Source organism: Pseudomonas sp. NFACC10-1, assembly GCF_900119195.1.
Classification (GTDB): domain Bacteria; phylum Pseudomonadota; class Gammaproteobacteria; order Pseudomonadales; family Pseudomonadaceae; genus Aquipseudomonas; species Aquipseudomonas cerasi.
Genome location: NZ_FPJB01000003.1, coordinates 164,379 through 187,706 on the forward strand (window position 1 = coordinate 164,379; position 23,328 = coordinate 187,706).

At 61.2% G+C, this 23,328-nt stretch carries 18 protein-coding genes; 10 read left to right on the forward strand and 8 right to left on the reverse strand.

All coding sequences use genetic code 11. The features are described 5' to 3' along the window. Positions 1-161 precede the first annotated feature (161 nt). The 4 genes from BT119_RS09405 (at position 162) to BT119_RS09420 (ending at position 8,423) form a co-directional block, all read left to right on the forward strand. Positions 162-1,844: a fatty acid--CoA ligase gene (locus tag BT119_RS09405; RefSeq protein WP_072365506.1), complete on the forward strand. Its 1,683-nt coding sequence runs from the start codon at positions 162-164 to the stop codon at positions 1,842-1,844. Positions 1,845-2,153: 309 nt separating this feature from the next. Then, positions 2,154-4,091 carry a DUF1302 domain-containing protein gene (locus BT119_RS09410; protein WP_003365537.1) on the forward strand — a complete coding sequence of 646 codons (1,938 nt, stop codon included), beginning with the start codon at positions 2,154-2,156 and terminating at the stop codon, positions 4,089-4,091. 28 nt (positions 4,092-4,119) lie between these two features. Next, the gene (locus tag BT119_RS09415) at positions 4,120-5,484 is read left to right on the forward strand and encodes a DUF1329 domain-containing protein (RefSeq protein WP_003365535.1); all 1,365 of its coding nucleotides are present in this window, start codon (positions 4,120-4,122) and stop codon (positions 5,482-5,484) included. Positions 5,485-5,693: 209 nt separating this feature from the next. Continuing rightward, on the forward strand, positions 5,694-8,423 hold the full coding sequence (locus BT119_RS09420) for a winged helix-turn-helix domain-containing protein (protein WP_175550565.1): 2,730 nt from the start codon (positions 5,694-5,696) through the stop codon (positions 8,421-8,423). A 24-nt stretch (positions 8,424-8,447) separates the two neighbouring features. Here the strand turns inward: BT119_RS09420 and BT119_RS09425 are convergent, their stop codons facing one another. The 6 genes from BT119_RS09425 to rutA all read right to left on the reverse strand — a co-directional run bounded on the left by BT119_RS09425 (position 8,448) and on the right by rutA (position 13,468). Next, entirely contained in the window at positions 8,448-9,641 is a 1,194-nt protein-coding gene (locus BT119_RS09425) for an HD-GYP domain-containing protein (RefSeq protein WP_003433690.1), read from the reverse strand. 242 nt (positions 9,642-9,883) lie between these two features. Continuing rightward, on the reverse strand, positions 9,884-10,420 hold the full coding sequence (rutF, locus tag BT119_RS09430; RefSeq protein WP_058397484.1) for an NADH-dependent FMN reductase RutF: 537 nt from the start codon (positions 10,418-10,420) through the stop codon (positions 9,884-9,886). A 13-nt stretch (positions 10,421-10,433) separates the two neighbouring features. Beyond that, positions 10,434-11,213 carry a pyrimidine utilization protein D gene (gene rutD, locus BT119_RS09435; RefSeq protein WP_058397483.1) on the reverse strand — a complete coding sequence of 260 codons (780 nt, stop codon included), beginning with the start codon at positions 11,211-11,213 and terminating at the stop codon, positions 10,434-10,436. 41 nt (positions 11,214-11,254) lie between these two features. Next, positions 11,255-11,638, reverse strand: a complete 384-nt coding sequence (gene rutC, locus BT119_RS09440; RefSeq protein WP_003365523.1) for a pyrimidine utilization protein C — start codon at positions 11,636-11,638, stop codon at positions 11,255-11,257. A 10-nt stretch (positions 11,639-11,648) separates the two neighbouring features. Then, complete coding sequence (gene rutB / locus BT119_RS09445) at positions 11,649-12,386, reverse strand: pyrimidine utilization protein B (protein ID WP_072365512.1); 738 nt, start codon at positions 12,384-12,386, stop codon at positions 11,649-11,651. Continuing rightward, positions 12,386-13,468 (reverse strand): pyrimidine utilization protein A, encoded by a 1,083-nt coding sequence (gene rutA / locus BT119_RS09450; protein WP_003433682.1) that lies wholly within the window; start codon positions 13,466-13,468, stop codon positions 12,386-12,388. Before rutA ends, rutB begins: the two co-directional genes overlap by 1 nt. A 293-nt stretch (positions 13,469-13,761) precedes the next feature. Between rutA and rutR the strand changes: the two genes are divergently transcribed. The 6 genes from rutR to BT119_RS09480 all read left to right on the forward strand — a co-directional run bounded on the left by rutR (position 13,762) and on the right by BT119_RS09480 (position 20,134). Beyond that, positions 13,762-14,490 (forward strand): pyrimidine utilization regulatory protein R, encoded by a 729-nt coding sequence (gene rutR / locus BT119_RS09455; RefSeq protein ID WP_065349131.1) that lies wholly within the window; start codon positions 13,762-13,764, stop codon positions 14,488-14,490. Between the two features lie 213 nt (positions 14,491-14,703). Next, positions 14,704-15,795, forward strand: coding sequence for a BMP family ABC transporter substrate-binding protein (locus BT119_RS09460; RefSeq protein WP_003365515.1), 1,092 nt, complete (start codon positions 14,704-14,706; stop codon positions 15,793-15,795). Further along, complete coding sequence (locus BT119_RS09465; protein WP_072365514.1) at positions 15,792-17,303, forward strand: ABC transporter ATP-binding protein; 1,512 nt, start codon at positions 15,792-15,794, stop codon at positions 17,301-17,303. Before BT119_RS09460 ends, BT119_RS09465 begins: the two co-directional genes overlap by 4 nt. Next, positions 17,296-18,405 (forward strand): ABC transporter permease, encoded by a 1,110-nt coding sequence (locus BT119_RS09470; protein ID WP_042930348.1) that lies wholly within the window; start codon positions 17,296-17,298, stop codon positions 18,403-18,405. Before BT119_RS09465 ends, BT119_RS09470 begins: the two co-directional genes overlap by 8 nt. After that, the gene (locus BT119_RS09475) at positions 18,405-19,331 is read left to right on the forward strand and encodes an ABC transporter permease (RefSeq protein WP_072365516.1); all 927 of its coding nucleotides are present in this window, start codon (positions 18,405-18,407) and stop codon (positions 19,329-19,331) included. Before BT119_RS09470 ends, BT119_RS09475 begins: the two co-directional genes overlap by 1 nt. A 113-nt stretch (positions 19,332-19,444) precedes the next feature. Continuing rightward, entirely contained in the window at positions 19,445-20,134 is a 690-nt protein-coding gene (locus BT119_RS09480; protein ID WP_003433676.1) for a YiaD family glycine zipper/OmpA-like lipoprotein, read from the forward strand. A 109-nt stretch (positions 20,135-20,243) separates the two neighbouring features. Here BT119_RS09480 and BT119_RS09485 read toward each other — a convergent pair whose 3' ends face one another. Both BT119_RS09485 and pta read right to left on the reverse strand, forming a co-directional pair. After that, positions 20,244-21,152 carry an acyltransferase gene (locus BT119_RS09485; RefSeq protein ID WP_054080659.1) on the reverse strand — a complete coding sequence of 303 codons (909 nt, stop codon included), beginning with the start codon at positions 21,150-21,152 and terminating at the stop codon, positions 20,244-20,246. A 63-nt stretch (positions 21,153-21,215) separates the two neighbouring features. Next, positions 21,216-23,306 (reverse strand): phosphate acetyltransferase, encoded by a 2,091-nt coding sequence (gene pta / locus BT119_RS09490; RefSeq protein WP_072365518.1) that lies wholly within the window; start codon positions 23,304-23,306, stop codon positions 21,216-21,218. Between the last annotated feature and the right edge of the window lie 22 nt (positions 23,307-23,328).

Consider the following 23,328-nt stretch of genomic DNA (forward strand, 5'->3'; position numbering starts at 1 on the left):
TTCAGGACGCCTAACACCGAGCATATGCAGCAACCCGGACGCCCCTTGCAGACAGCACGGGGCGTCTCGCCAAATCATCCCTTTTACTGATTTCACTGGCAGCCCGAGGCCCTAGAGTCCATATTTCCAGCCACGCCTGTGGACTTTGAAAAGGGCTTCATATGTTACAGACTCGCGTTCTTCCGCCCGCCGATGGCGCTTATCAGTGCCCTCTGTTGATCAAGCGCCTGCTGCTGTCCGGCAGTCGTTATGAAAAGACGCGCGAAATCATCTACCGTGATTCGGTCCGCTACACCTACGCCACCCTCAACGAACGCATCTGCCGCCTGGCCAACGTACTGACCGCGGCGGGCGTGAAAGCCGGCGACACCGTGGCGGTGATGGACTGGGACAGCCACCGCTACCTGGAGTGCATGTTCGCCATCCCAATGATTGGCGCGGTCATCCACACCGTCAATGTGCGGCTTTCTCCCGAGCAGATCGCCTACACCATCAATCACGCCGATGACCGTCTGGTGCTGGTGAACAGCGAGTTCACCGGGCTGTATCAGGCGATGTCCGAACATCTGAATACGGTCGAAAAGACCCTGCTGCTGACCGATTTGCCAGACAAGACCGCCGAGCTGCCCAACCTCGTGGGCGAGTACGAGACCCTGCTGGCGGCGGCCAGCCCCGAATACGTGTTCGAGGATTTCGACGAAAACTCGGTCGCCACCACGTTTTACACCACCGGCACCACCGGCAACCCCAAGGGGGTGTATTTCACCCACCGCCAACTGGTGCTGCACACCATGGGCGTGGCGACCATCATGGGCTGTATCGACAGCACCCGGCTGCTCGGCAGCGATGACGTCTACATGCCGATCACGCCGATGTTTCACGTGCACGCCTGGGGTATTCCCTATGCCGCAACCATGCTTGGTCTGAAGCAGGTGTACCCCGGCCGCTACGATCCCGAGTTGCTGGTAGAGCTCTGGCGCAGGGAGAAAGTCACCTTCTCCCATTGCGTGCCGACCATCCTGCAAATGCTCCTGAACGCTAAGTCTGCCCAGGATGTCGATTTCCGCGGCTGGAAGATCATCATTGGCGGCAGCTCCCTGACCCGCAGCCTGTATCAGGCCGCCAAATCCAAGGGTATCCAGCTCACTGCCGCGTACGGCATGTCCGAAACCGGACCGCTCATATCCGTAGCGCACATCAACGAGGAGTTGAAAGCGGGCAGTGAAGACGAGCGCATCACCTACCGGATCAAGGCCGGCGTGCCGGGGATGCTGGTGGAGGCCGCCATCATCGATCAACAGGGCAACTTCCTCCCGGCCGACGGCGAAACCCAAGGCGAGCTGGTTTTGCGTGCGCCCTGGCTGACCGGAAGCTACTTTCGCGAGCCCGAAAAAGGCGCCGAGTTGTGGGCGGGCGGCTGGTTGCACACCGGCGATGTAGCGACGCTGGACGGCATGGGCTTCATCGACATTCGCGACCGTATCAAGGACGTGATCAAGACCGGTGGCGAATGGGTTTCCTCGCTGGAACTCGAAGACTTGTGCAGTCGCCACCCGGCAGTGCGCGAAGTGGCGGTGGTCGGCATCGCCGATCCGCAATGGGGAGAGCGGCCGTTTGCCTTGCTGGTGATTCGTGATGGCCACCAGCTCGATGCCAAGGGTTTGAAGGAACACCTCAAGCCGTTTGTCGAGCAAGGTCATATCAATAAGTGGGCCATTCCCAGCCAGATCGCGCTTGTTACCGAAATTCCCAAGACCAGCGTCGGCAAGCTGGACAAGAAACGCATGCGCCTGGACATCGTGGAGTGGCAAAGCAGCAACAGTGCCTTTCTGTCGACCCTCTGACACCTCGGGCGTGCCGTATCCGTCGGCGACGGCACGTGTCTGCGCTGCAGGTCCTGCTCTGTGACTTGCCAAATTTGCAAATTACGCCATCCTCCCCGCCACATGTTTTTTGGCGGCCTCCCGGAAACGGGCGGTCCAGAGGCGTTGGTCGTGCAAATCACACTTTAGAGGGATCTAGCGTCAGAGTGTGCTGGCTATAGTCAGCACCGGGAATGGCAAGAGCGGACCTGGCGTGTGTGTTGATTCGATGACTGATTCGTTTCTGGATTTCCCCACCGCCATAACAATAAAACACAAGGAGTAGCGTCGATGACAAGCACATCCCCCTTCTGGCGTCGGGCCAGGCTGCCTCTGGCTGTCAGCCTTGCCTCATCGCTCGCCAGCCCGGCCTTTGCCGTGACCTTTAACGTTGGCGAGATCGAAGGCAGTTTCGACTCCTCGCTGTCGGTGGGCGCGAGCTGGTCGACTGCCAATCCCAACAAGAACCTGATCGGCGCCAACAACGGTGGGCGTGGTCTGTCGCAGACGTCCGATGACGGTCACTTGAACTTCAAGCGTGGGGAGACGTTTTCGAAGATCTTCAAGGGCATTCATGATCTGGAATTGAAATACGGCGACACCGGCGTTTTCCTGCGCGGCAAATACTGGTACGACTTCGAACTCAAGGATGAAAACCGCGAGTTCAAGGACATCAGCGACTCGGGCCGCAAAGAGGGCGCCAAGTCGTCCGGGTTCCAGCTGCTCGACGCCTTCGTCTATCACAACTATTCGATTGCCGATCAGCCCGGCGCGGTGCGCTTCGGCAAGCAGGTCATCAGTTGGGGTGAAAGTACCTTCATTCAGGGCGGCATCAACAGCGTCAACCCGATCGATGTCTCGGCGTTCCGGCGGCCCGGTTCGGAAATCAAGGAAGGCCTGATTCCGGTCAACATGTTCTACCTGTCCCAGAGCCTGACCGACAACCTGTCTGCCGAAGGTTTCTACCAGCTGGAATGGGATCAGACGGTCGTCGACAACTGCGGCACCTTCTTCTCGCAACCCGATGTGATTGCCGATGGCTGCAACAACAACCTGGCGGTCTTGCGCAGCCGCAGCGGCCTGAACAGCTCGCTGACGGCGGCCGGTTTGCCAGCCGGCGCGCGCGGTGCGGTGTTCAATTCGCTGTCGCAGCAGGGCGTGGTGTTCGGCAACCCGGATGAGGGCGCGGTGGTGCGTCGAGGCCCTGACCGCGATGCGCGCGACAGCGGCCAGTTCGGTTTCGCCTTGCGTTACAACTTCGAACCGCTGGATACCGAGTTCGGCGCGTACATGATGAATTACCACAGCCGTGCACCGATTTTCAGCGGGCGCGGCGGCTCGGCCGCTTCGTTCAGTCCGCAAGGGCTGGTCGGTTCGCTGGTTCGCAACGGCATTCCTGCCAGCACGGCCGCCGCGCTGGCCCCCAGCCTGCTGCCGGTGGTGGTGGCGGGCAACTCCAGTTACTACGTTGAGTACCCCGAAGACATTCGCCTGTACGGCCTGAGCTTCTCGACCACGCTGCCCACCGGCACGGCGTGGAGCGGTGAGATCAGCTACCGCCCCAACGCACCGATTCAGGTCAACACCACCGACATCCTCTATTCGGGCATTTCGCCGCTCAACCCCAACGTGTCGCTGCTCAGCGGTCAGCCGAATACGGATCAAGCCGGTTATCGCCGCAAAGAAATCACCCAGATGCAGACCACATTTACCCAGTTCTTCGATCAGGTCATGGGCGCAGAGCGTCTGACGGTGGTCGGTGAAGTGGGTTGGACGCACGTGGGCGGGCTCGAAAGCACCTCCAAAATCCGTTACGGACGCGATCCGGTGTATGGCCCTGGGCCGCTGCCTGGCGGTCAATGCGCAACGCTGAACGCCGGCACGCTGACCGGTGCCGAGCAGAACAACCTGACCCGCTATTGCGAAGACGACGGCTTTACCACTGCCAACTCCTGGGGCTACCGCGCGCGTGCCATCTGGGATTACAACAGCGTGTTTGCCGGGGTCAACCTCAAGCCGAGCGTGGCCTGGTCGCATGACGTCAAAGGTTATTCACCCGGCCCTGGCGGCAACTTCGAAGAGGGACGCAAGGCCGTCAGCCTGGGGCTCGATGCCGAGTACCAGAACACCTACACCGCGAATCTTTCCTACACCAACTTCTTTGATGGCAAGTACACCACGGTCGATGACCGGGACTTCGTGGCGCTCAGCTTCGGCATGAACTTCTAAGAACATGGTTTTCAGGATGACGATGAACATGAAAATAACAAAAAGTCTGTTGCAAGCCGGGGTTCTGGGTCTGTCGCTGCTGGCGACAGGGGTGATGGCTGCGGTATCCGAGTCCGAAGCGGCAAAGCTGGGCACCTCGCTGACGCCGATGGGCGCGGAAAAGGCCGGTAATGCGGCCAACACCATTCCAGCCTGGAGCCCGATGCCGAAAAACGCCGGGGCGGTGGACAGCAAGGGTTTCCTTGCCAACCCGTATGCCAGTGAAAAACCGCTGTTCATCATCACTGCGGCCAATGTCGAGCAGTACAAGGACAAGCTGGCGCCGGGCCAATACGCGATGTTCAAGCGTTACCCGGACAGCTACCGGATTCCGGTGTACCCGACCCATCGCGGTGCCACCGTGCCGGATGACGTGTTCGCCGCGATCAAAAAGAATGCCACCACCACCAAGCTGGTCGGCGGCGGCAGTGGTCTGGAAAACTTCGACACGGCCATCCCGTTCCCGATCCCGGCCAGCGGTGTCGAGGTCATCTGGAACCACATCACCCGCTACCGGGGCGGCAGCGTCAAGCGTCTGGTCACCCAGGCCACGCCACAGCCCAACGGCTCCTACAGCCTGGTGTATTTCTCCGATCAGTTCGTGTTTCGCGACAAGATGAGGGATTTCGACCCGAAAAATCCGGGCAACGTGCTGTTCTACTTCAAGCAGGAAGTCACCGCCCCGGCGCGTCTGGCCGGTGGCGTGCTGCTGGTGCATGAAACCCTCGATCAGGTGAAGGAGCCGCGTTCGGCCTGGCTGTACAACGCCGGTCAACGCCGCGTCCGGCGTGCGCCGCAGGTGTCCTATGACGGGCCGGGCACCGCGTCCGACGGGCTGCGCACCTCCGACAACCTCGACATGTACAACGGCGCGCCGGATCGCTATGACTGGAAACTGATCGGCAAGCAGGAAATGTACATCGCCGCCAACAGCCACAAGCTGGACGATCCGACGCTCAAGTACGCCGACATCATCAAGGCCGGCCATATTAACCAGGACCTGACCCGTTACGAGCTGCGCCGCGTCTGGCACGTGACCGCTACCCTCAAGGAAGGGCAGCGTCATATCTATGCCAAGCGTGACTTCTTCATCGATGAGGACACCTGGCAGGCTGCCGTCATCGATCATTACGACGGGCGTGGTCAGTTGTGGCGCGTGGCCGAGGCACACTCGGAAAACTACTACGACAAGCAAGTGCCGTGGTACGCGGTAGAAACACTGTACGACCTGCAATCGGGTCGCTACGTGGCGCTGGGCATGAAGAACGAAGAGAAGAAAGCCTACGAGTTCGGCTTCACGGCCGGCACCAGCGACTTCACCCCCAACGCGCTGCGTCAGGAAGGGGTTCGTTGATACCTGATCGATACACGCTGTAGCGCAGCGCCTGCCTTGTGCGCCTGAAAAGCCCCTTGACCGGGGCTTTTTCAGTTGTGGAAAGCGGCCTTATAAGCTGTAGGAATTTTGTTACAGTCTTTTCGGTGATGGCCTTTCAAAAGTAGCGATTTACCCGCTAGTCTCCGAACACCGCGATGCCGAAACAACGATTCCTACACGAGCCGGCCATGACTGATCTGTCCCGAATGCAAGGGTTTGCAGACGGCGCGATTCCTGCGTTGGAAGGACGATTTTTCCGTCCACCTCTGCCTGAGGGTTATGTCCCCCGTGCGCGCCTGTGTCAGCGTCTCGATGCGGGGCTTGGCGGCCGACTGCTGCTGATCTGCGCCCCGGCCGGGTTCGGCAAGAGCTCGCTGGCTGTCGAGTTCTGTCAGGGGTTGCCGGACAACTGGCAAAACGTATGGCTGGGTCTGAGCGCGCGGGACAGCGACCCGGGCCGTTTTCTTGAGCGTTTGCTGGCCAGCCTTCAACAGTTCTTCCCGCAACTGGGCGTGCAGGCGATGAGCCTGCTGAAGATGCGCCAGCGCCACCAGCCGTTTGCCTTCGAGGAGTGGCTCGACGGCCTGCTCGACGAATTGGCCATGCACCTGATACTGAGCAAGCCGCTGCTGCTGGTGCTCGATGACTATCATCTGGCCCAGGGACCGGTACTCGATCGCTGCCTGCAGTTCCTTCTCAATCATCTGCCGGCCGGGCTGGTGGTGATGGTGACCAGCCGACAGCGCCCGGACTGGCATCTGGCACGCTTGCGTCTGACGCGGCAGTTGCTGGAAATCAACGAACAGGACCTGCGCCTCACGCACGCCGAATCCATGGCAGTGCTGGAGCGGCACTGCGGGTCGCTCGACAGCGAGGCGTTGCAAAGCCTGATTCAGCGCAGCGAAGGCTGGGTCGCCGGGCTACGCTTCTGGTTGCTGGCGGCATCCGAAGCCGGCGACGAAAGCGCCTTGCCCCAGGCGCTGCGTGGCAGTGAGGTGCTGATTCGCGAGTACCTGCTTGAAGAAGTGATCGACTGCCTGCCTGCCGATGTTCAGGCGTTTCTCTACGATACCGCCTGCCTGGAACGCTTTTGCGCCGAGCTGTGCGACGCCGCGCGGGACAGCCATGACAGTGTTGAGATGCTGGGTTATCTGCAGGCGCATCAGGTTTTTCTGGTGCCGCTGGACGAGCAGGGCCATTGGTTTCGCTATCACCATCTGTTTTCCGATCTGTTGCGCGCGCGTCAGGCGGCCGGTGCACCACCGACCCGTCTGCACCTCAATGCCTGCCGCTGGTTCAGCGCTCAGGGCCAACTGGACGAAGCGGTCGAGCAGGCGTTACGCGCCGGGCATCTGGATGTGGCGGCCAATCTGGTGCAGAACCTCTCGGAAGAGCAACTGCTGGCCGAACAGAACGTCGGCATGCTGCTGCGCTGGAAGATGGATTTGCCGGATGACCTGCTGACCAGCACGCCACGCCTGATCGTGCTCTACGCCTGGGCGCTGGGGCTGGCCTGCCAGCTGGATGCCGCCGAAGAACTGGCCAATCAACTGAGCCGGTTTCTGCCGGCGCCCTCGGCAACCGCTCAGAAATCCATGCTCGCCCAGTGGCTGGCGCTCAGCGGCATCATCGCCCGTGGCCGTGGAGACAGCGAAAAGACTCAGCGCTATTGCACCGAAGCCCTGCTGAGCCTGCCGGAAAAACGCTATGGGCAGCGGCTGGTGTGCCTGTCGACACTGGCCAACCTCGCAGTTGCCAACGGTGATCTGTGGCGCGCCCGCGTGTTGAATCGTGATGCGCTGGAGCTGGCTCAGCGGGTCGCCAATCCGTTGTTCGAGGCGCTGGCGCATTACGACCGCGCCCGAGTCCTGCAGGCACGGGGCGAGATTCTGCGCGCGCTCGAGGAAGTACGGCAGGGGCAGCAACGCCTCAAGGGCTTGTCCACCGTTCGGCTGTACGCGGTCCGCGCGCGTCTGACGCTGTATGAAGGCTACTTGCTGACCCTGCGTCTGAAGGTGGACGAGGGGCGGGCGTTATTGCTGGCCGGGCTGGCCGAGGCGCGCGCCTGCCGCGACATCAGCGTGCTGATCGGTCATTGCGTGATCGCCACCATGGAAGGCTGCGCCGGCCGCTTTGCCGAAGCCTTCGCCGAACTTGCCGAGGCCGAACGTCTGATGCACATCTGGGACGTGCCGCCGATCTACTACCTGGCGATGATTACCCTGGTCAAATGCGAGCTGTGGCTGTTGCAGGGGCGCATGGACCTTGCCGAAGCGTGGCTGCTGCGCCTGACGCAAACCTACAACGGCGGTCTCGGCGCTGCGGCCCCTGAATGCCATCCACAATTGCCGCAACACATCGAGTTGCAGCGTGCCGTACTCGAACGACTACAGGGTGACGGCGTTGCCTGCGAGCAGCGCTTGCGGGCGCTTGAGCTGCGCGCTCAGGAGGTGGGGGCGAAACTGCTGGGACTGATCGCCATGACCCAGCAGATCGGCCTGCTGCTGAGCCAGGCGCGACGCGATGAGGCGCGGGAATTGTTGCTGCGCAGCCTGCCCGCAGCGTCCGGCGGCGCACTGATACCGTTCAAGGCGCTGATTGCCGAGCACCCCCAGTGGCTGCATGAGCAACTGCTGCAACTGCCACCCTGTCGGGTTCGAGCTGCGCTGCTGGAAAAACTCCCGGTCTGTTGCACGCCGTTGCACGAGCCGGCACATGGCGGCGATTGCCTCAGCGTGCGTGAACTGGGAGTGCTGCAACTGATTGCACAGGGCTGTTCCAATCAGGAGATCAGCGAGCAGCTGTTCATCTCTCTGCACACCGTCAAGACCCACGCCAGTCATATCAACAGCAAACTGGGGGTCGAGCGTCGTACTCAAGCGGTGGCGAGGGCCAAGACGCTGGGCTTGCTGGGTTGACAGCGGTGGCGTTCACCGGGCCGCTCAGGCCGGGCTGCCCGCCCACAGCGTATCGACTTCTTCCAGCCCCCAGTCGGTGGGTTTTTCGATTCTGACGATCCCGTCCGGGTCGGAAGGGCAAGTCAGGTCGATGACTTGCGCGGCGAACGTCTTGCCGGTGCGCGCCGACATGAACACCTTCACTTTCGGTTTAAGCAGCGATGCCTGACCTTGTTCGACCACCACGCCGAGGCGCCCGCTCTCCAGGCGTACCAGTGTGCCGATCGGGTAAATACCCACGGTCTTGACGAAGCTTTGAAACACCACATCGTCAAAATGCCCTTTCCACGAGGCCATTTCGCGAATCGAATGGGCAACGCCCCAGCCCTTTTTGTAAGGGCGGTCGGAAGTAATCGCGTCATACACATCGCAGACCGCGCCCATGCGCGCGAAGATGCTGATCTGGTCGCCTTTCAGGCCATGCGGGTAGCCCGACCCGTCGACCTTTTCGTGGTGATGCAGGCAGACGTCAATCACCGACGCTGCCACGGGCTGCGTCTCCATGAGGATCTTCACACCCAGCTCGGGGTGGGCCTTCATGATCTCGAATTCGTCGCGGGTCAGGCGGCCCGGTTTGTTGAGCACCGCCGGGGCGATCATCATTTTGCCGACATCGTGCATCAGCCCGGCCACACCGGCCTCACGGACCTGATCGTCAGGCATGCCCATGCGTTTGGCCAGCGCAACCATCAACGCGCAGACCGCCACCGAGTGCATGTAGGTGTATTCGTCGGATGTCTTCAGGCGTGACAGGCTGATCAGCGCGTGCGGATGGCGCAGGATCGAGTTGGAGATTTCTTCCACCAGCAATTGCACATTGCCGACATCCATGGCCCGGCCCATGCGCGCTTCGGTAAACATGGACATGACCGCATCTCTGGCCCGTCCACAGATCACCCTGGCGCGTAGAACTTCCTTTTCGAGACTGGTCGGAGTCGTATCGTCGCTGGCCGATGGCGCTGTCGAGGCGGCCGAGGGCTCGGGTGCCAGTACACGGCTTTTGCCGGTTTCGATCCAGACTTCCTGGGTGCCCGATTGCTGGATGCGCCTGAGCACTTCAATGTCATCGAGCATGACTTCGACCAGGCCTATCCAGAATGGATCATTGGTCCAGCGGCGGCAGATTTTGTGGATGTACATGCCCAGGGCAAGCTCAGCCACAGGTATTTTCTTCAGCATGCTCAGCCACCCGCGTGCATAGGCATGCCAGGCGGCGGGTAAGCGCGACGAGCATACGATGGGCTGCTGGCGGGTATCAGCAGGATGCAGGCGCTATGGACCGACATGACTTCACCTCATTGACTGCAAGGATCATCCTGATCTCACAATGCCAGTATACGGAGGTGTCGCAAAAAATCATGCCTATTTGGTGCATTCCGGTGGGTTCATTCTGCAAGTCCGCCAGTCAGCCGGCAAAGCCTTCATGACACTGGCGTTTCGCTCGGCAGGTGATGATAGCGACGGGCGAAGTACACCAATGCGTCTGCGCCGCTCTGATGCCTGATATCCACGACTTCGCAGAACAGGATGTCATGCGTGCCGACGCTGATCGACTGGCTCACCTTGCAGTCGAGCGCCAGTTTCGCACCGTCCAGGATCGGCGCGCCGGTCACTCCGGGTTCCCACTGGCCGCAGGCAAAGCGTTCCTGCTGTGAGCTCTTGCCGCCGAACAGGTTGGACAAGTCCTGCTGACCGTTGCCCAGCGTATTGACGCACAACGTGCCGTTCTCCATGAAAGCGTCATACACCGATGCACTGCGGTTGATGCAGACCAGCAGCGTCGGCGGTTGATCCGTCACGCTGCACACGGCGGTCGCGGTAAAGCCGGCACGTCCGCCAGGGCCATCGGTGGTGATGACGTTGACGGCGGCGGCCAGGCTGGACATCGCCTCGCGAAACGCCAGCTGGCTGACAGCAGCGATAGGCAGAATGGTGGGAGCTGCAGAGGAAGTAGTCATGAAATGAGTCCTTTCAGGGTTGTGTGCCGAGAAAATCGAACAAGGCGCGTTGGAAGGGCTGTGGATCGGTAATGTTCGAGGCATGGCCGCCATAGTCCAGCAGCGCCAGCGTTGCATTCGGCAGCGCGTTGGCCAGGTGCCGGGATTGCTGCCAGGGCACCAGCATGTCGTCGCGGTTGGCAATCAACAGGGTCGGGGTGTGGATGCGTGCAAGATTGGCCTCCACGTCGAAGGTTTCAAGGGCATGGATACGCCGCAGCAGGTTGTCGGTGTCGGGAAAATGCGCCAGCGCGTGGGCTTCGTCATCGGCCAGCCGCAGGCCGTTGGCGGCGATCCAGTCCGCCGGGTAGAGGAACAGCGCCTGAGCCTGTACGTAGGCCTCAGGTCCGCTGTTCAACAGCAGTTTCTTGCGCACTGAAAAGCAGCGCGCGCTGTGCGGGTTCGGGCTGCTCCAGGCATTGATCAGTACCAGACTTTGCAACAGTTCCGGACGCAGCAGGACGAGTTCCAGACCCACCAGGCCGCCCAGCGCATGGCCCATGAAATGGCAACGCTGGATACCGAGTGAATCGAGCAGGGCCAGCAACTCGATAGCCATGTGCCGGATCGAATAATCCGCCGGCAGCACCGCAGGGCTGCGTCCGGTTCCGGCATGGTCGTAGACGAGCACGCGGTAATCGCGGGTCAGCAGTGCCAGGTCATCCGCCCAGTAGCGACCGGACCCGCCCAGCCCGGAGCTGAGCACCAGGGTCGGTGCATCGGCATGCTGGCAGGCATGAAACTCATGGAACATGGGTTTTCTCCGGGTGGGCGTCAACTGCCCACAGTCGCGATTCAGCCGATGTGGGCGATGCTGGCGATTTCGATCAGCGCCTCGGGTTTGACCAGGCCGCACTGGATGCAGTAACGGGCCGGTTTCTCGCCCGCGAAATACTCGGCATACACTTCGTTGACTTTGGCGTAGTCGGCCCAGTCACGAATCATGATCATGTTGAACGTGACATCGTCCATCGTCCCGCCCGCGGTCTCGACCACGGTTTTGATGGCTTCCAGCACGTGACGGGTCTGCGCGGTGGCGTCGCCGACGTGTACCACGTTGTTGTCCTTGTCGAACGGCAGCGTGCCCGAGACATAGAGCACGCCGTCGGCCATGGAGCCCGGTACGAACGGCGCGATGGGTTTGCTGGTGCCGGCAGGGATGATCGCTTTTTTGGTCATACTGATATCCTCACGAAGGTTGCCCGACAGGGCTGAAAGTGGTGCAGAAGTCATCGACGCTGGAAACCCAGCCAAAAAAGGTTTCGATGTTGAACAGCGCGGCTTGCTGAGCGAATTCGGGGCCTGCCTGATGGGTCGCGTCAGCCAGCACCACGCCGAAATACTCCAGATGAAAACCGTCGCGCAGGGTCGACTCGACGCAGACATTGGTGGCGATGCCGGTAAACACCAGATTGCGAATGCCGCGGCTGCGCAGCACGCTGTCGAAGCTGGAATTGAAGAAGCCGCTGTAGCGGATTTTCGGCACCACGATGTCGCCAGGCTGTGGCGTCAGCTCGTCGACCAACTGGTAGTCCCAACCACCCTTGGCCAGCAGTTGCCCTTCGAGTTCAGGGCGCTTGCGCATGGTTTTCAGGGCGTTGGACTTGTGCCAGTTAGGTGAGCCGGGGCCACCGGCCTCGACATAGGCCGGGTCCCAGCCATTCTGGAAAAAGATCACCGGAATGCCTGCCGCACGTGCGGCGGCACAGGCCTTGTTGATATTGGCGATGACCGGCCCGGTGCTGCTGACATCGAACCCGGCCAGGTCCAGATACCCGCCGAGCGATGCGTAGGCGTTCTGCATGTCGACCACTACCAGCGCGGTTTCGCCGGGTTTCATGCACAGCGGTTCGGGACGGGCGGGTAGCTCGCGGGCGGGCTGCACGTCCGGCAGGTCAACGCCTACGACGGTTACCGAGGTCGTCATCAGACCACCTCCTTGAGTTGCGCAATGTGCTTGCGACTGGTCATCAGCGGCTGGATTTTCTCGCCGAAGTCTTCGACCCCTTTGACGAAATCATCGAACGTCAGCATCACGCCTTGGGTCCCCGGCACACTGGCGACTTCGTCGAGCATTCTTGCCACTGTGGCCCACGACCCCACCAGCGTGCCCATGTTGATGTTGACCGCTGAGGTCGGGTCGGCCATCTGCCGCAGATTGGAACCGGCACTTTTATCCGCCGAACCTTTCTCGCTCAGCCAGGCGATCGCTTCTTCATCGGCACCGTCCTTGATGTGCTCCCAGCGAGCCCGTGCAGCTTCGTCGGTATCGTCGGCGATGATCATGAACAGCACACAGGAAGTGACGTTGCGGCCGGTCTTTTCATTGGCTTCGATCAGTTTCTGTGCGGTTGGCGCAAAAGCCGTGGGGGTGTTGACGCCTTTGCCGAAGCAGAAGTTGTAGTCAGCGTATTGCGCCGAGAACGCCATGCCCGCTTCACTTTGACCGGCGCAGATCAGCTTCATGTCGGCCTGAGGGCGAGGGCTGACGCGGCAGTCCTGCATGCTGAAATGTTCGCCCTTGAAGTCGCTGCTGCCGGTGGCCCACAGGTCGCGCAGAACCTGAGCGTATTCGGCCAGGTATTCATAGCGTGTGTGGAAGAACTCGTCGCCCGGCCACAGGCCCATCTGCTCGTATTCCGGCTTCTGCCAGCCGGTGACGAGGTTGATCCCGAAGCGGCCATTGGAGATCGAATCGATGGTCGAGGCCATGCGCGCGGCAATGGCGGGCGGGATGGTCAGGGTGGCAACCGTGGCGAACAGCTGGATCCGGCTGGTCACTGCGGCCAGGCCGGCCATCAGCGTGAACGACTCCAGGTTGTGTTCCCAGAACTGCGTCTTGCCGCCGAAGCCACGCAATTTGATCATCGACAGCGCGAAGTCGAAGCCGTAGCCCTCGGCCTTCTGCACGATCTGTTTGTTCAGCTCGAAGGTCGGCATATACTGCGGAGCATTGCTGGAAATCAGCCAGCCGTTATTGCCGATGGGGATGAAGATACCAATGTCCATATGAGGCCTCTCTGCGTGGGTCGATGCGTGCCAAGGCGCGACTGGCGGCACTTGAATCGTCTTTCAATCGTCTCTTGATCACCTTCTGCATTAAGCGGGCCAGAAAATTTTGTTGTTTTTATTCAAAGGCTTGAAAGTTTTCATGGTTTATTTCAGACCATTTGGTCCGAATCAGAGCACTTGGTTTGTGCAGGGCGCACGCAGATGGGGCAGGGCTGACGGCGCAGGCAATCCGTATCGACAAAACAGCTGCGCCCGTTAAGATGCCCGCTCATTTCGGCATCACTGGATGGATGTGCGTGAACAAGAAACCTCCCCTGGCGGACCCGGCGAACAAGCGCGTACGCAAGGTCAAGCCGGAGACCGTGGTCAAGACGACCCGCGAACCCAGTGCGACATCCCTGAAGCGGCGCATGCGCCTGATGGAAGGCAAGCGCACGCTGATTCTCGATGCGGCGCTGGAGATATTTTCCCGCTATGGCGTGCACGGCAGCAGCCTGGATCAGGTCGCGAGCCTGGCGGACGTCTCCAAGACCAACCTGCTGTATTACTTCAGCAGCAAGGACGACCTGTACCTGAACGTGCTGCGCCAGTTGCTTGAGGTATGGCTGAGCCCGCTGGTGCACTTCACCGCCGACAAGGAGCCGGTGCAGGCGATCAGTGCCTACATCAAGGCCAAACTGGAGATGTCCCGCGATCATCCGGCCGAATCACGGCTGTTCTGCATGGAAGTGATGCAGGGCGCACCGCTGATTCAGGGCGAGTTGCAGCACCCGTTGCGTGACACGGTGCAGGCCAAGGTGGCGGTGATTCAGCACTGGATCGACAGCGGCCAGTTGGCCCCCATCAACCCGCATCACCTGATTTTCACTCTGTGGGCGACCACTCAGCATTACGCCGACTTCCGCACTCAGGTCGAGGCCGTGACCGGCAAGACACTGGATGATCCGGCGTTTTTCGAAGAAGTGCTGGCGAGCCTGCGCAGCATGGTTCTGGACGGGATCCTGCCGCGCAAGGTGTGAACGGGGGGCGCCGGCCCTGACCCGCGCACCCCGCCTGCGCAGTGCGCGGACGTCCTGCACAAACCAAGTGCTCTGATTCGGACCATTTGATCTGTTTTATTCGTCTCGATGGCGTCAGGTCGTTGTTCCGTAGCGTTTTTCCTGTACTGGCATGGATGCTGCTAATGCCTGCGTGTGCGGTCCTCATCGGCCATTACCCTCAGGAAAACGTCTATGTACAAGAAACTGTTGCCCGGGACATTGTGTGCGGCCGTAGCGTTGGGAGCGGTCGGCCTCGCTCAGGCTGAAGGATTGACCCTCGAAGGGAAGCCGAAAATCGCCATGGTGTATATCAGCCCGCGCAATGATGGCGGCTGGACTCAGGCCTTCGACGAAGCACGTGTGAAGCTTGAAAAGGATCTGGACACCAAGATCCAGTACGTCGAGAGCGTGCCCGAGAACGCCGCGGCCATTACGCCGGTGGTCGACCGCCTCATCGCACGCGGTGCCAACATCATCGTCGGCACTGCGTTCGGCTACTCCGACACCTTTCTTGCACTGGCCAAAAAATACCCGAAAGTCGCGTTCCTGAATGGCTCGGGCACCACCAATGCGCCCAACCTCGAATCGTTTTACGGGCGTACCTACGAGAGCCAGTACCTGTGCGGTATGGCCGCTGGTGCGGCCTCGAAGACCGGCAAGCTGGGCTTCGTCGCCGCTAACCCGTTCGGCCAGGTCAACTGGACCATCAACGCCTATGAACTGGGCGCCCGGCAAATCAATCCGAAGGCCACCGTCAACGTGGTCTATACCGGTGCATGGAACGATCCGGTCAAGGAGCGCGCGGCCACCATGGCGCTGATCGACAACGGTGCCGATGTGGTCGGTCAGCACGTCGACAGCCCGACACCGCAGATCGTCGCACAGGAGCGGGGCATTCATGGCACCGGCCACCATCGTGACCTGAGCGAGTTCGCTCCCAAGGCGACGGTCTGCTCTTCGCTGTGGGTCTGGGATCGCTTCCTCGGGCCGGAGCTGAAGAAAATCATTGCCGGCAACTGGACGCCGCCCGCCAACGGCGCGCTGCTGTCGATGCAGCAGGGCGGTACCGATATCAAGCTGACTGCGGACACGATCATTTCCGATGCAGACCGCAAGAAGATCGAGGCCGAGCGCGCCGAGCTGCTGGCCGGCAGGAAAATCATCTACAGCGGTCCGCTGGCCGATCGTGACGGTAAGGAGCGAGTGGCGGCCGGTCAGCAATTGTCTGACCCGGACCTGTGGAAAATGGACTGGTTCGTCGAAGGCGTGAAGACTCAGCAATGAGTCAGGTCAATGCGCTGCAACTCACCGGCATCAGCAAATCGTTCGATGGCTTCAAGGCGCTGATCGATGCCGACTTCACCGCCTGTTGGGGGGAAGTTCATGCGCTGCTGGGCGAAAACGGTGCAGGCAAGTCCTCACTGATGAACATCGCCGCCGGGCTGTACGCACCGGAAACCGGCACCCTGCTGCTGGACGACAACCCGGTTCAGCTTCAGGGACCGAGGGACGCCAGCCGCTACCGGATCGGCATGGTTCACCAGCACTTCAAGCTGGTGAAACCGTTCACGGTGGCGCAGAACATTCTCCTGGCGCTGCCCGAGCAACCTGGCGAAGGCAGCTATCGCAAGCGTCTGCGTGCGCTGGAACAGGAGATTGTCGGCAAGGCCGAGGCGCTGGGTTTTGCGATTGATCCGGCGCGTACCGTCGACAGCCTGTCAGTCGCCGAGCAGCAGCGTGTCGAGATCCTCAAGGTGCTGCTGGCCGGTGCGCGGATTCTGATCCTCGATGAACCGACAGCAGTGCTGACCGATCAGGAGGCCGAGCGTCTGCTGCTGACTGTTCAGGCATTCGCCCGACAAGGCGCGGCGGTGGTTCTGGTCACGCACAAGATGGCTGACGTCAAACGCTATGCCGACCGGGTAACCGTGATGCGTGGCGGGCGCACCGTGCAAACCCTTGACCCGCAGAAGGTGAGTGTCGAGCAACTGGTGCAGCTCACGGTAGGTGAATCCGTGCCGGTTGCCGAACATCAACCGTCGATACCCGGCGAGGTGCGTTTGCAGGTCAAGGACTTGCGCAGCGTCGGCAGCAGTACGCTCAACGGTGTCAACCTGAGCCTGCACGCCGGGCAGATTTACGGCATCGCAGGCGTGGGCGGCAATGGTCAGGCTGAACTGGCCAATGCCCTGATGGGGCTTCCGCAAGCCACTGAGGGTGAAATCCACATGACCGGGTTTGGCGATCTGCGCGGCGCGTCGGCCGATCAGCGTCGGCAGTTGCGCATTGCCTCGATCCCGGCCGACCGCTACGGCGCGGCGCTGGCCGGGTCGCTGTCGGTGGCCGAGAACTTTGCCATCGGCAACCTCCACAGCGGGCAATACGGCTCTTTCTGGCGCCTGGGCTACAAGCGTCTGAAACAGGATGCGCAGCGCGCCGTGGCGGACTTCGACGTACAGGGCGTGCGCTCTCTCGATCAGAAAGCTGCGTTGTTGTCGGGAGGCAACGCCCAGAAACTGGTGATCGCCCGCGAATTCAGCCGCGACCCGCAATTGGTGCTGGTGCACAGCCCGAGCCGGGGCCTGGATGTGCGTGCCACACAGGCGGTGCATGCCCGCTTGCGAGCGGCTCGGGACGCGGGCGCTGCGGTGCTGGTGATCAGCGAGGATCTGGACGAAGTATTGGCCCTGGCTGACCGTGTCGGCGTGATGAACGGCGGGCGCATCGTCGCCGAGTTCGCGCACCCTGCCGACCGGCAAGCCATCGGCAAAGCGATGGTGAGCCATGACTGAATCAGTACATCCGATGAAATCCGCACGGCAACCGTTGCTGGCGCGGCGCTACACCCTGGAACTTCGTCAGCAGACCGGCTGGCTATTGCAGGCGCTGATCATTGCCCTGGCGTTGCTGATCGGGCTGGCGATCTGCACCACCATTCTGATTCTTGCTGGCGTGCCTGCTGACGAGTTGCTCAACGAATTCGTCGTGCAGACGGTGTTCGATGGGCAAAACTTCAAGGCAGTGCTGTTTCAGGCATCGCCAATGATCATGGTCGGGCTCGCCGGTTGCATGGCGTTTCGGGCGCGTTTCTGGAACCTGGGGCTGGAAGGCCAGATGATCTGGGGGGCGATTGGCGCTACGGCGATCTCGCTGTTTCAGGTGGGGCCGGAGGCCCTGCGTTTGCCGCTGATGATGGCGGCAGCCGTTATCTGCGGATTGCTGTGGAGCCTGGGCCCGGTGCTGCTGAAGCTCAAGTGGCAGGTCAACGAAATCATCTCGACGCTGATGCTCAATTACATCGCCGCCAATTTCCTCCTGCACCTGGTGTACGGCAGTTGGAAGGACCCGCGAGACAACTTTCCCTATTCTCCCGCGTTCCAGAGCTTCGAGCGGCTGCCCGACCTGTTTGCCGGGTATAACGCGGCGATCCCTCTGGCGCTGCTGGTCACCGGTCTGACCCTGTGGTTCGTTGGTGTTTCGCGAGCGGGGTTGTACCTGCGCTTCGTCGATGCCAACCCTAAGGTCGCCGGGGCCGTGGGCGTCCCGGTGCGCAAGATGATCATCGGCACCGTGCTGCTGTCGGGCGCGCTGGCGGGGCTCGCAGGTTTTGTCGTGACCTCGGGGCAGGAGGGGCGCCTTACCCAATCGTTCTATCAGGGCTACGGGTTTTCCGGGATTCTCATCGCTTTTCTGGCCCGCAACAACCCAGTGGCCGCAACCGTGGTCGCGCTGCTGATCGCCATGCTGTTCGTCGCCGGACGCAATCTGCAGGTGTTCTATCAGATTCCGTTTTCGATGGTGCAACTGATCCAGGCGATTCTGGTGATCTGCGTCGCGTCCTCGGACTTTTTCATCCGCCATCGCCTGCGGCGCATTCAGGCAGGAGAACGTTGATGGAGCTTATTTCCCACTGGCTGGGCAGCGCACCGGATTTTGCCGTGCCGTTCGCCCTGGCAGCGCTGGGCCTGATCCTCATCGAGCGCAGCGGTGTACTGGCGCTGGGCGTCGAAGGGCTGATGCTGGTCGGCGCACTGGCGGGCATCGGCATGCAGTTGAGCCTCGGCTCGCCTGGCCTTTCGCTGCTGGCGTCGATGGCGGCGGCAGGTCTGGTGTCGTTGCTGTTCGCGCTGATGGTGCTGGTGCTGCGGATCAATCAGGTGATCACTGGGCTGGCGCTGGTGTTCTTTTGTCAGGGCTTGACCGGGTTGCTGGGCACGCTGCTGGGCTGGACCAACCGCCCGGTCAGCGGCTTGCAGGCGGTCGAGCTGTGGCCGTTGTCCGAGCTGCCTGTGGTGGGCCGGGTCTTTGTGCAGAACCCGTTGGTGTACCTGACCGTGGTGATTTTCATCGCGGTGGTCTGGCTGCTCGATCGTACGCGCACCGGGCTGCGTCTGCGCGCGGTCGGCGAGAACCCGCAGGCCGCCGATGCTGCAGGTATTTCCGTACTTGGTTACCGCTTGGCAGCGATTGTCGTTGGTTCTGCGTTGATGGGGCTGGCCGGCGGTTTCATTGCCGTGCTCAGCACCAAGATGTGGATCGCCGACATGACTGGCGGGCGCGGCTGGATTGCGGTTTCGCTGGTGATATTTGCACGCTGGTCGCCCTGGCGTGCGCTGGCTGGCGCCTTGCTGTTCGGCGGGATCGAGGCACTGATTCCGCAATTGGCGGCAACCGGCGTGCGCCTGCCTCAGTATTTCGTCCTGATGACGCCCTACGCGGTCACCCTGTTGGTCATGGTCTGGGTGGCGAGCGGCAAGCGGCAATCGAGCAGCCAGCCCTGTGCGCTGGGTGAACCTTACATTCGCGAGGAGCGTCGCTGAGCGATGCGCGCAGAAGCCCGCAAGACGGGCGGTTCAGCACGGGTTAAGGAATTTTTGATAGCGGGTATGCTCTAATCCGGTTACCAGCGTTCGTCAAAACCAGGAGCTCCTGAATGTTTACCTCGCGTCGTTTGATCATTGTTGCCACCGCCGTAGCCATGCTTTCCGGCTGTGCAACATCCAATCCCTATGACAATCAAGGCCAGGCGCAAAGCTCCGGTGGTATGAGCAAAACGGCCAAGTACGGCGGGCTCGGCGCATTGGCGGGTGCGGTCGCTGGCGCGGCCATCGATCACAATCATCGCGGCAAGGGTGCCCTGATCGGCGCTGCAGTGGCGGGTGCCGCATCGGCGGGTTACGGCTATTACGCAGACAAGCAGGAAGCTGCGTTGCGCGAGAGCATGGCCAATACTGGTGTCGAGGTACAGCGTCAGGGTGACCAGATCAAACTGATCATGCCGGGTAACATCACCTTCGCGACGGACTCTTCGGCCATTGCCAGCAGCTTCTATTCGCCGCTCAACAACCTGGCCAGTTCGCTCAAGCAGTTCAACCAGAACAACATTGAAATCGTCGGGTACACCGACAGCACCGGCAGCCGCCAGCACAACATGGACCTGTCGCAACAGCGTGCCCAGAGCGTCGCGACTTACCTGACTTCGCAAGGCGTCGATCAATCGCACCTGTCAGTGCGCGGTGCAGGGCCTGACCAACCGATTGCCAGCAACGCCGACGTCAACGGTCGCGCCCAGAACCGCCGTGTCGAGGTAAACCTCAAGCCGATTCCGGGTCAGCAGTACTGATCAATGCCGCTCCGCTCGCAGGCTGGTTGACGGCGGGGCAAAGAAGTGGGAGCTAACCTGCTCGCGAAGGTGATGGCCTCTTCGCGAGCAAGCTCGCTCCCACGAGTCACTATCCATGCTGCGCCGGATACTGCTCATGCAGGCTGTCCAGCAGCCGGTCTTTCTGTTCCCAGAGCGTGTTGATCCACTGCTGGAATTCCAGGCGGTATTCGTCGTCCTGGTCGTAATTTTTGCCGAGAAACTGCTGCGGGATTTTGATCTCTTCGAAGTGCGCAACCACTTCCCTCACGTTACCGCACAGCAGGTCCCAGTAGCCGGGTTGTCCGCCAGGGTAATGGATGGTCACGTTGATGATCGATTCCAGCTGTTCGCCCATCGCATCCAGCACGAAAGCAATGCCGCCGGCCTTGGGCTTGAGCAGGTGGCGGAACGGCGAGTTCTGTTGCGCGTGTTTGCCGGCCGTGAAGCGCGTGCCTTCGGCGAAGTTGAAAATCCCCACCGGGTTATGGCGAAACTTCGCGCAGGTGCGGCGGGTGGTTTCCAGGTCCTTGCCTTTCTTTTCCGGGTGTTTGGCAAGGTACGCCTTGGAGTAGCGCTTCATGAATGGAAAGCCCAGCGCCCACCACGCCAGACCGATCACCGGAACCCAGATCAGCTCCTGCTTGAGGAAAAACTTCAATGGGCGAATACGCCGGTTGAGCACGTACTGCAAGACCATGATGTCGACCCAGCTCTGGTGATTGCTGGTGACCAGATACGAGTGCTTGTAATCCAGCCCTTCCAGACCGCTCAGGTGCCAGCGGGTGTGGCACAGCAGTTTGATCCAGGCATTGTTGTTGCCGATCCAGGTTTCATGGATATGGCTCATCAGCCAGTCGGTGAAACGCTGTGCCGCAGAGAAGGGCAGGCAGATCTTGAGGATCGTGACCGCGAACAGCACCGTGCAGCAGACGATGGTGTTCAGCGCCAGCAACAGCGAGGCAATGACGCCGCGTAACGGGGCAGGCAGGAAATCCATGAAGGAGATGGCTCCGCAAGTTATCGGAAGCCGCAGACTGCTCTGCGGCACTCGTGTCAGGTATCAGGACAGCGTGTCGGCCTGTATGGCTGTCAGCGCGATGGTGTAGACAATGTCGTCGACCTGCGCGCCGCGCGGCAGATCGTTTACCGGTTTGCGCAGGCCTTGCAGCATCGGGCCGAGGCTCACACAGTTGGCACTGCGTTGCACCGCCTTGTACGTGGTATTGCCGGTGTTCAGGTCCGGGAACACGAACACGTTGGCGCGTCCTGCGACCGCGCTGTCCGGAGCCAGCTGTCGGGCGACCTGTTCGTTGGCGGCCGCATCATACTGCAGCGGCCCGTCGATCAATAGATCGCGGCGGGTTTCGCGTGCCAGTTGCGTCGCTTCGCGGACCTTCTCGACCTCTTCGCCGCTGGCCGAGTTGCCGCTGGAATAACTGATCATCGCCACGCGCGGCGAGATGCCGAACGCAGTGGCCGAATCGGCGCTCTGCAAGGCAATCTCGGACAGCTCGCTGGCGCTCGGATGGGGGTTCATGATGCAGTCGCCGTACATCAGCACCTGCTCGGGAAAGAGCATGAAGAACACTGAAGACACCAGCGTGCAGCCTGGCGCGGTCTTGATCAGTTGCAGGGCTGGCCGGATGGTGTTGGCGGTGGAGTGAATGACGCCGGACACCAGCCCGTCTACCTCGTCCAGCGCCAGCATCACCGTACCGATCACCACCGGGTCTTCGAGCTGTTGCTCGGCCATGGGGGCATTCAGGCTTTTGCTTTTGCGCAGTTCCACCATCGGCGCAACATAGCGTTCGCGAATCAGGTCCGGATCAAGAATTTCCAGCCCCTGCGGCAGCTCGATGCCGTGCGCCTGCGCAACGGCGTGCACTTCCTCGGGTCTGGCCAGCAACACGCAACGCGCGATACCGCGCGCCTGGCAGATGGCGGCGGCCTGGATGGTCAGCGGCTCGTTGCCTTCAGGCAGTACGATGCGCTTGTTGGCCGCCTGCGCACGCTGGATCAACTGATAGCGAAACACCGCGGGCGACAGGCGCAGCTCGCGGGGCGTGCCGCAGCGCTGGTGCAGCCAGCTGGCGTCCAGATGACTGGCAACGAAATCGGTGATGTTTTCCGCGCGCTCGCGGTCATCGATGGGGATTTCCTTGTTCAACTGATTCAGGCGATTGGCCGTGTCATACGAGCCGCTGCTGACCGACAGCACCGGCAGCCCCGCCTGCAGCGCGCCGCGACACAGCTCCATGATGCGTGGGTCGGGCACGGTATCGCTGGTCAACAGGAGGCCGGCCAGCGGTACGCCGTTTATGGCTGCAAGGCTCACCGCCAGGATGATGTCGTCGCGGTCACCCGGCGTTACGACCAGCACACCCGGCTTTAGCAATGGAACCGTGTTGAGCACGGTACGGGCACAAATGATGATTCTGGTCATGCGGCGCTGATCGTAGTCGCCTGCGTTCAGCACCTGCGCGCCGAGCAGCTCGGCCACATCGCGGGTACGCGGTGCGTTGAGTTCGGCGCGATACGGAATGCAGCCCAGCAGGCGAAAGTCGCCACTGCGCAGCAACGGCGAGTGCTCTTTCAGGCGCGAGGCGAAGACTTCCATGCTCTCTTCGGTGCGCACCTTGTTGAGTATCACCCCCAGCACCTTGGGGTCCTTGGGGCCGCCAAACAGCTGGGCCTGCAATTCGACCCTGCCCGACAGATCGGCGAGCACTTCATTTTCCGGGGCGGAGACCAGAATGACTTCGGCATCCAGGCTCTTGGCCAAATGCAGATTGACCCGCGCGGCATAGCTCGCGCTGCGGGTCGGGACCATGCCTTCGACCACCAGCACATCCTTGCCGACCGCTGCCTGTTGATAAAGATTGATGATCTCTTCGAGCAGTTCATCCAGTTGACCATCACCTAGCATGCGTTCGACATGCGCCAGCCCCAGAGGCTTGGGTGGCTTGAGGCCGTGGGTGCGAGCCATCAGTTCGGTCGAGCGCTCGGGGCCCAGATCGCCGGGGTGTGGCTGGGCGATCGGTTTGAAAAAGCCTACTTTCAAGCCGGCGCGCTCCAGCGTGCGCACCAGTCCCAGGCTGATGGAGGTCAACCCCACGCCAAAGTCAGTGGGGGCGATAAAAAAAGTCTGCATACTGGCTTCTCGATTGAGCAGT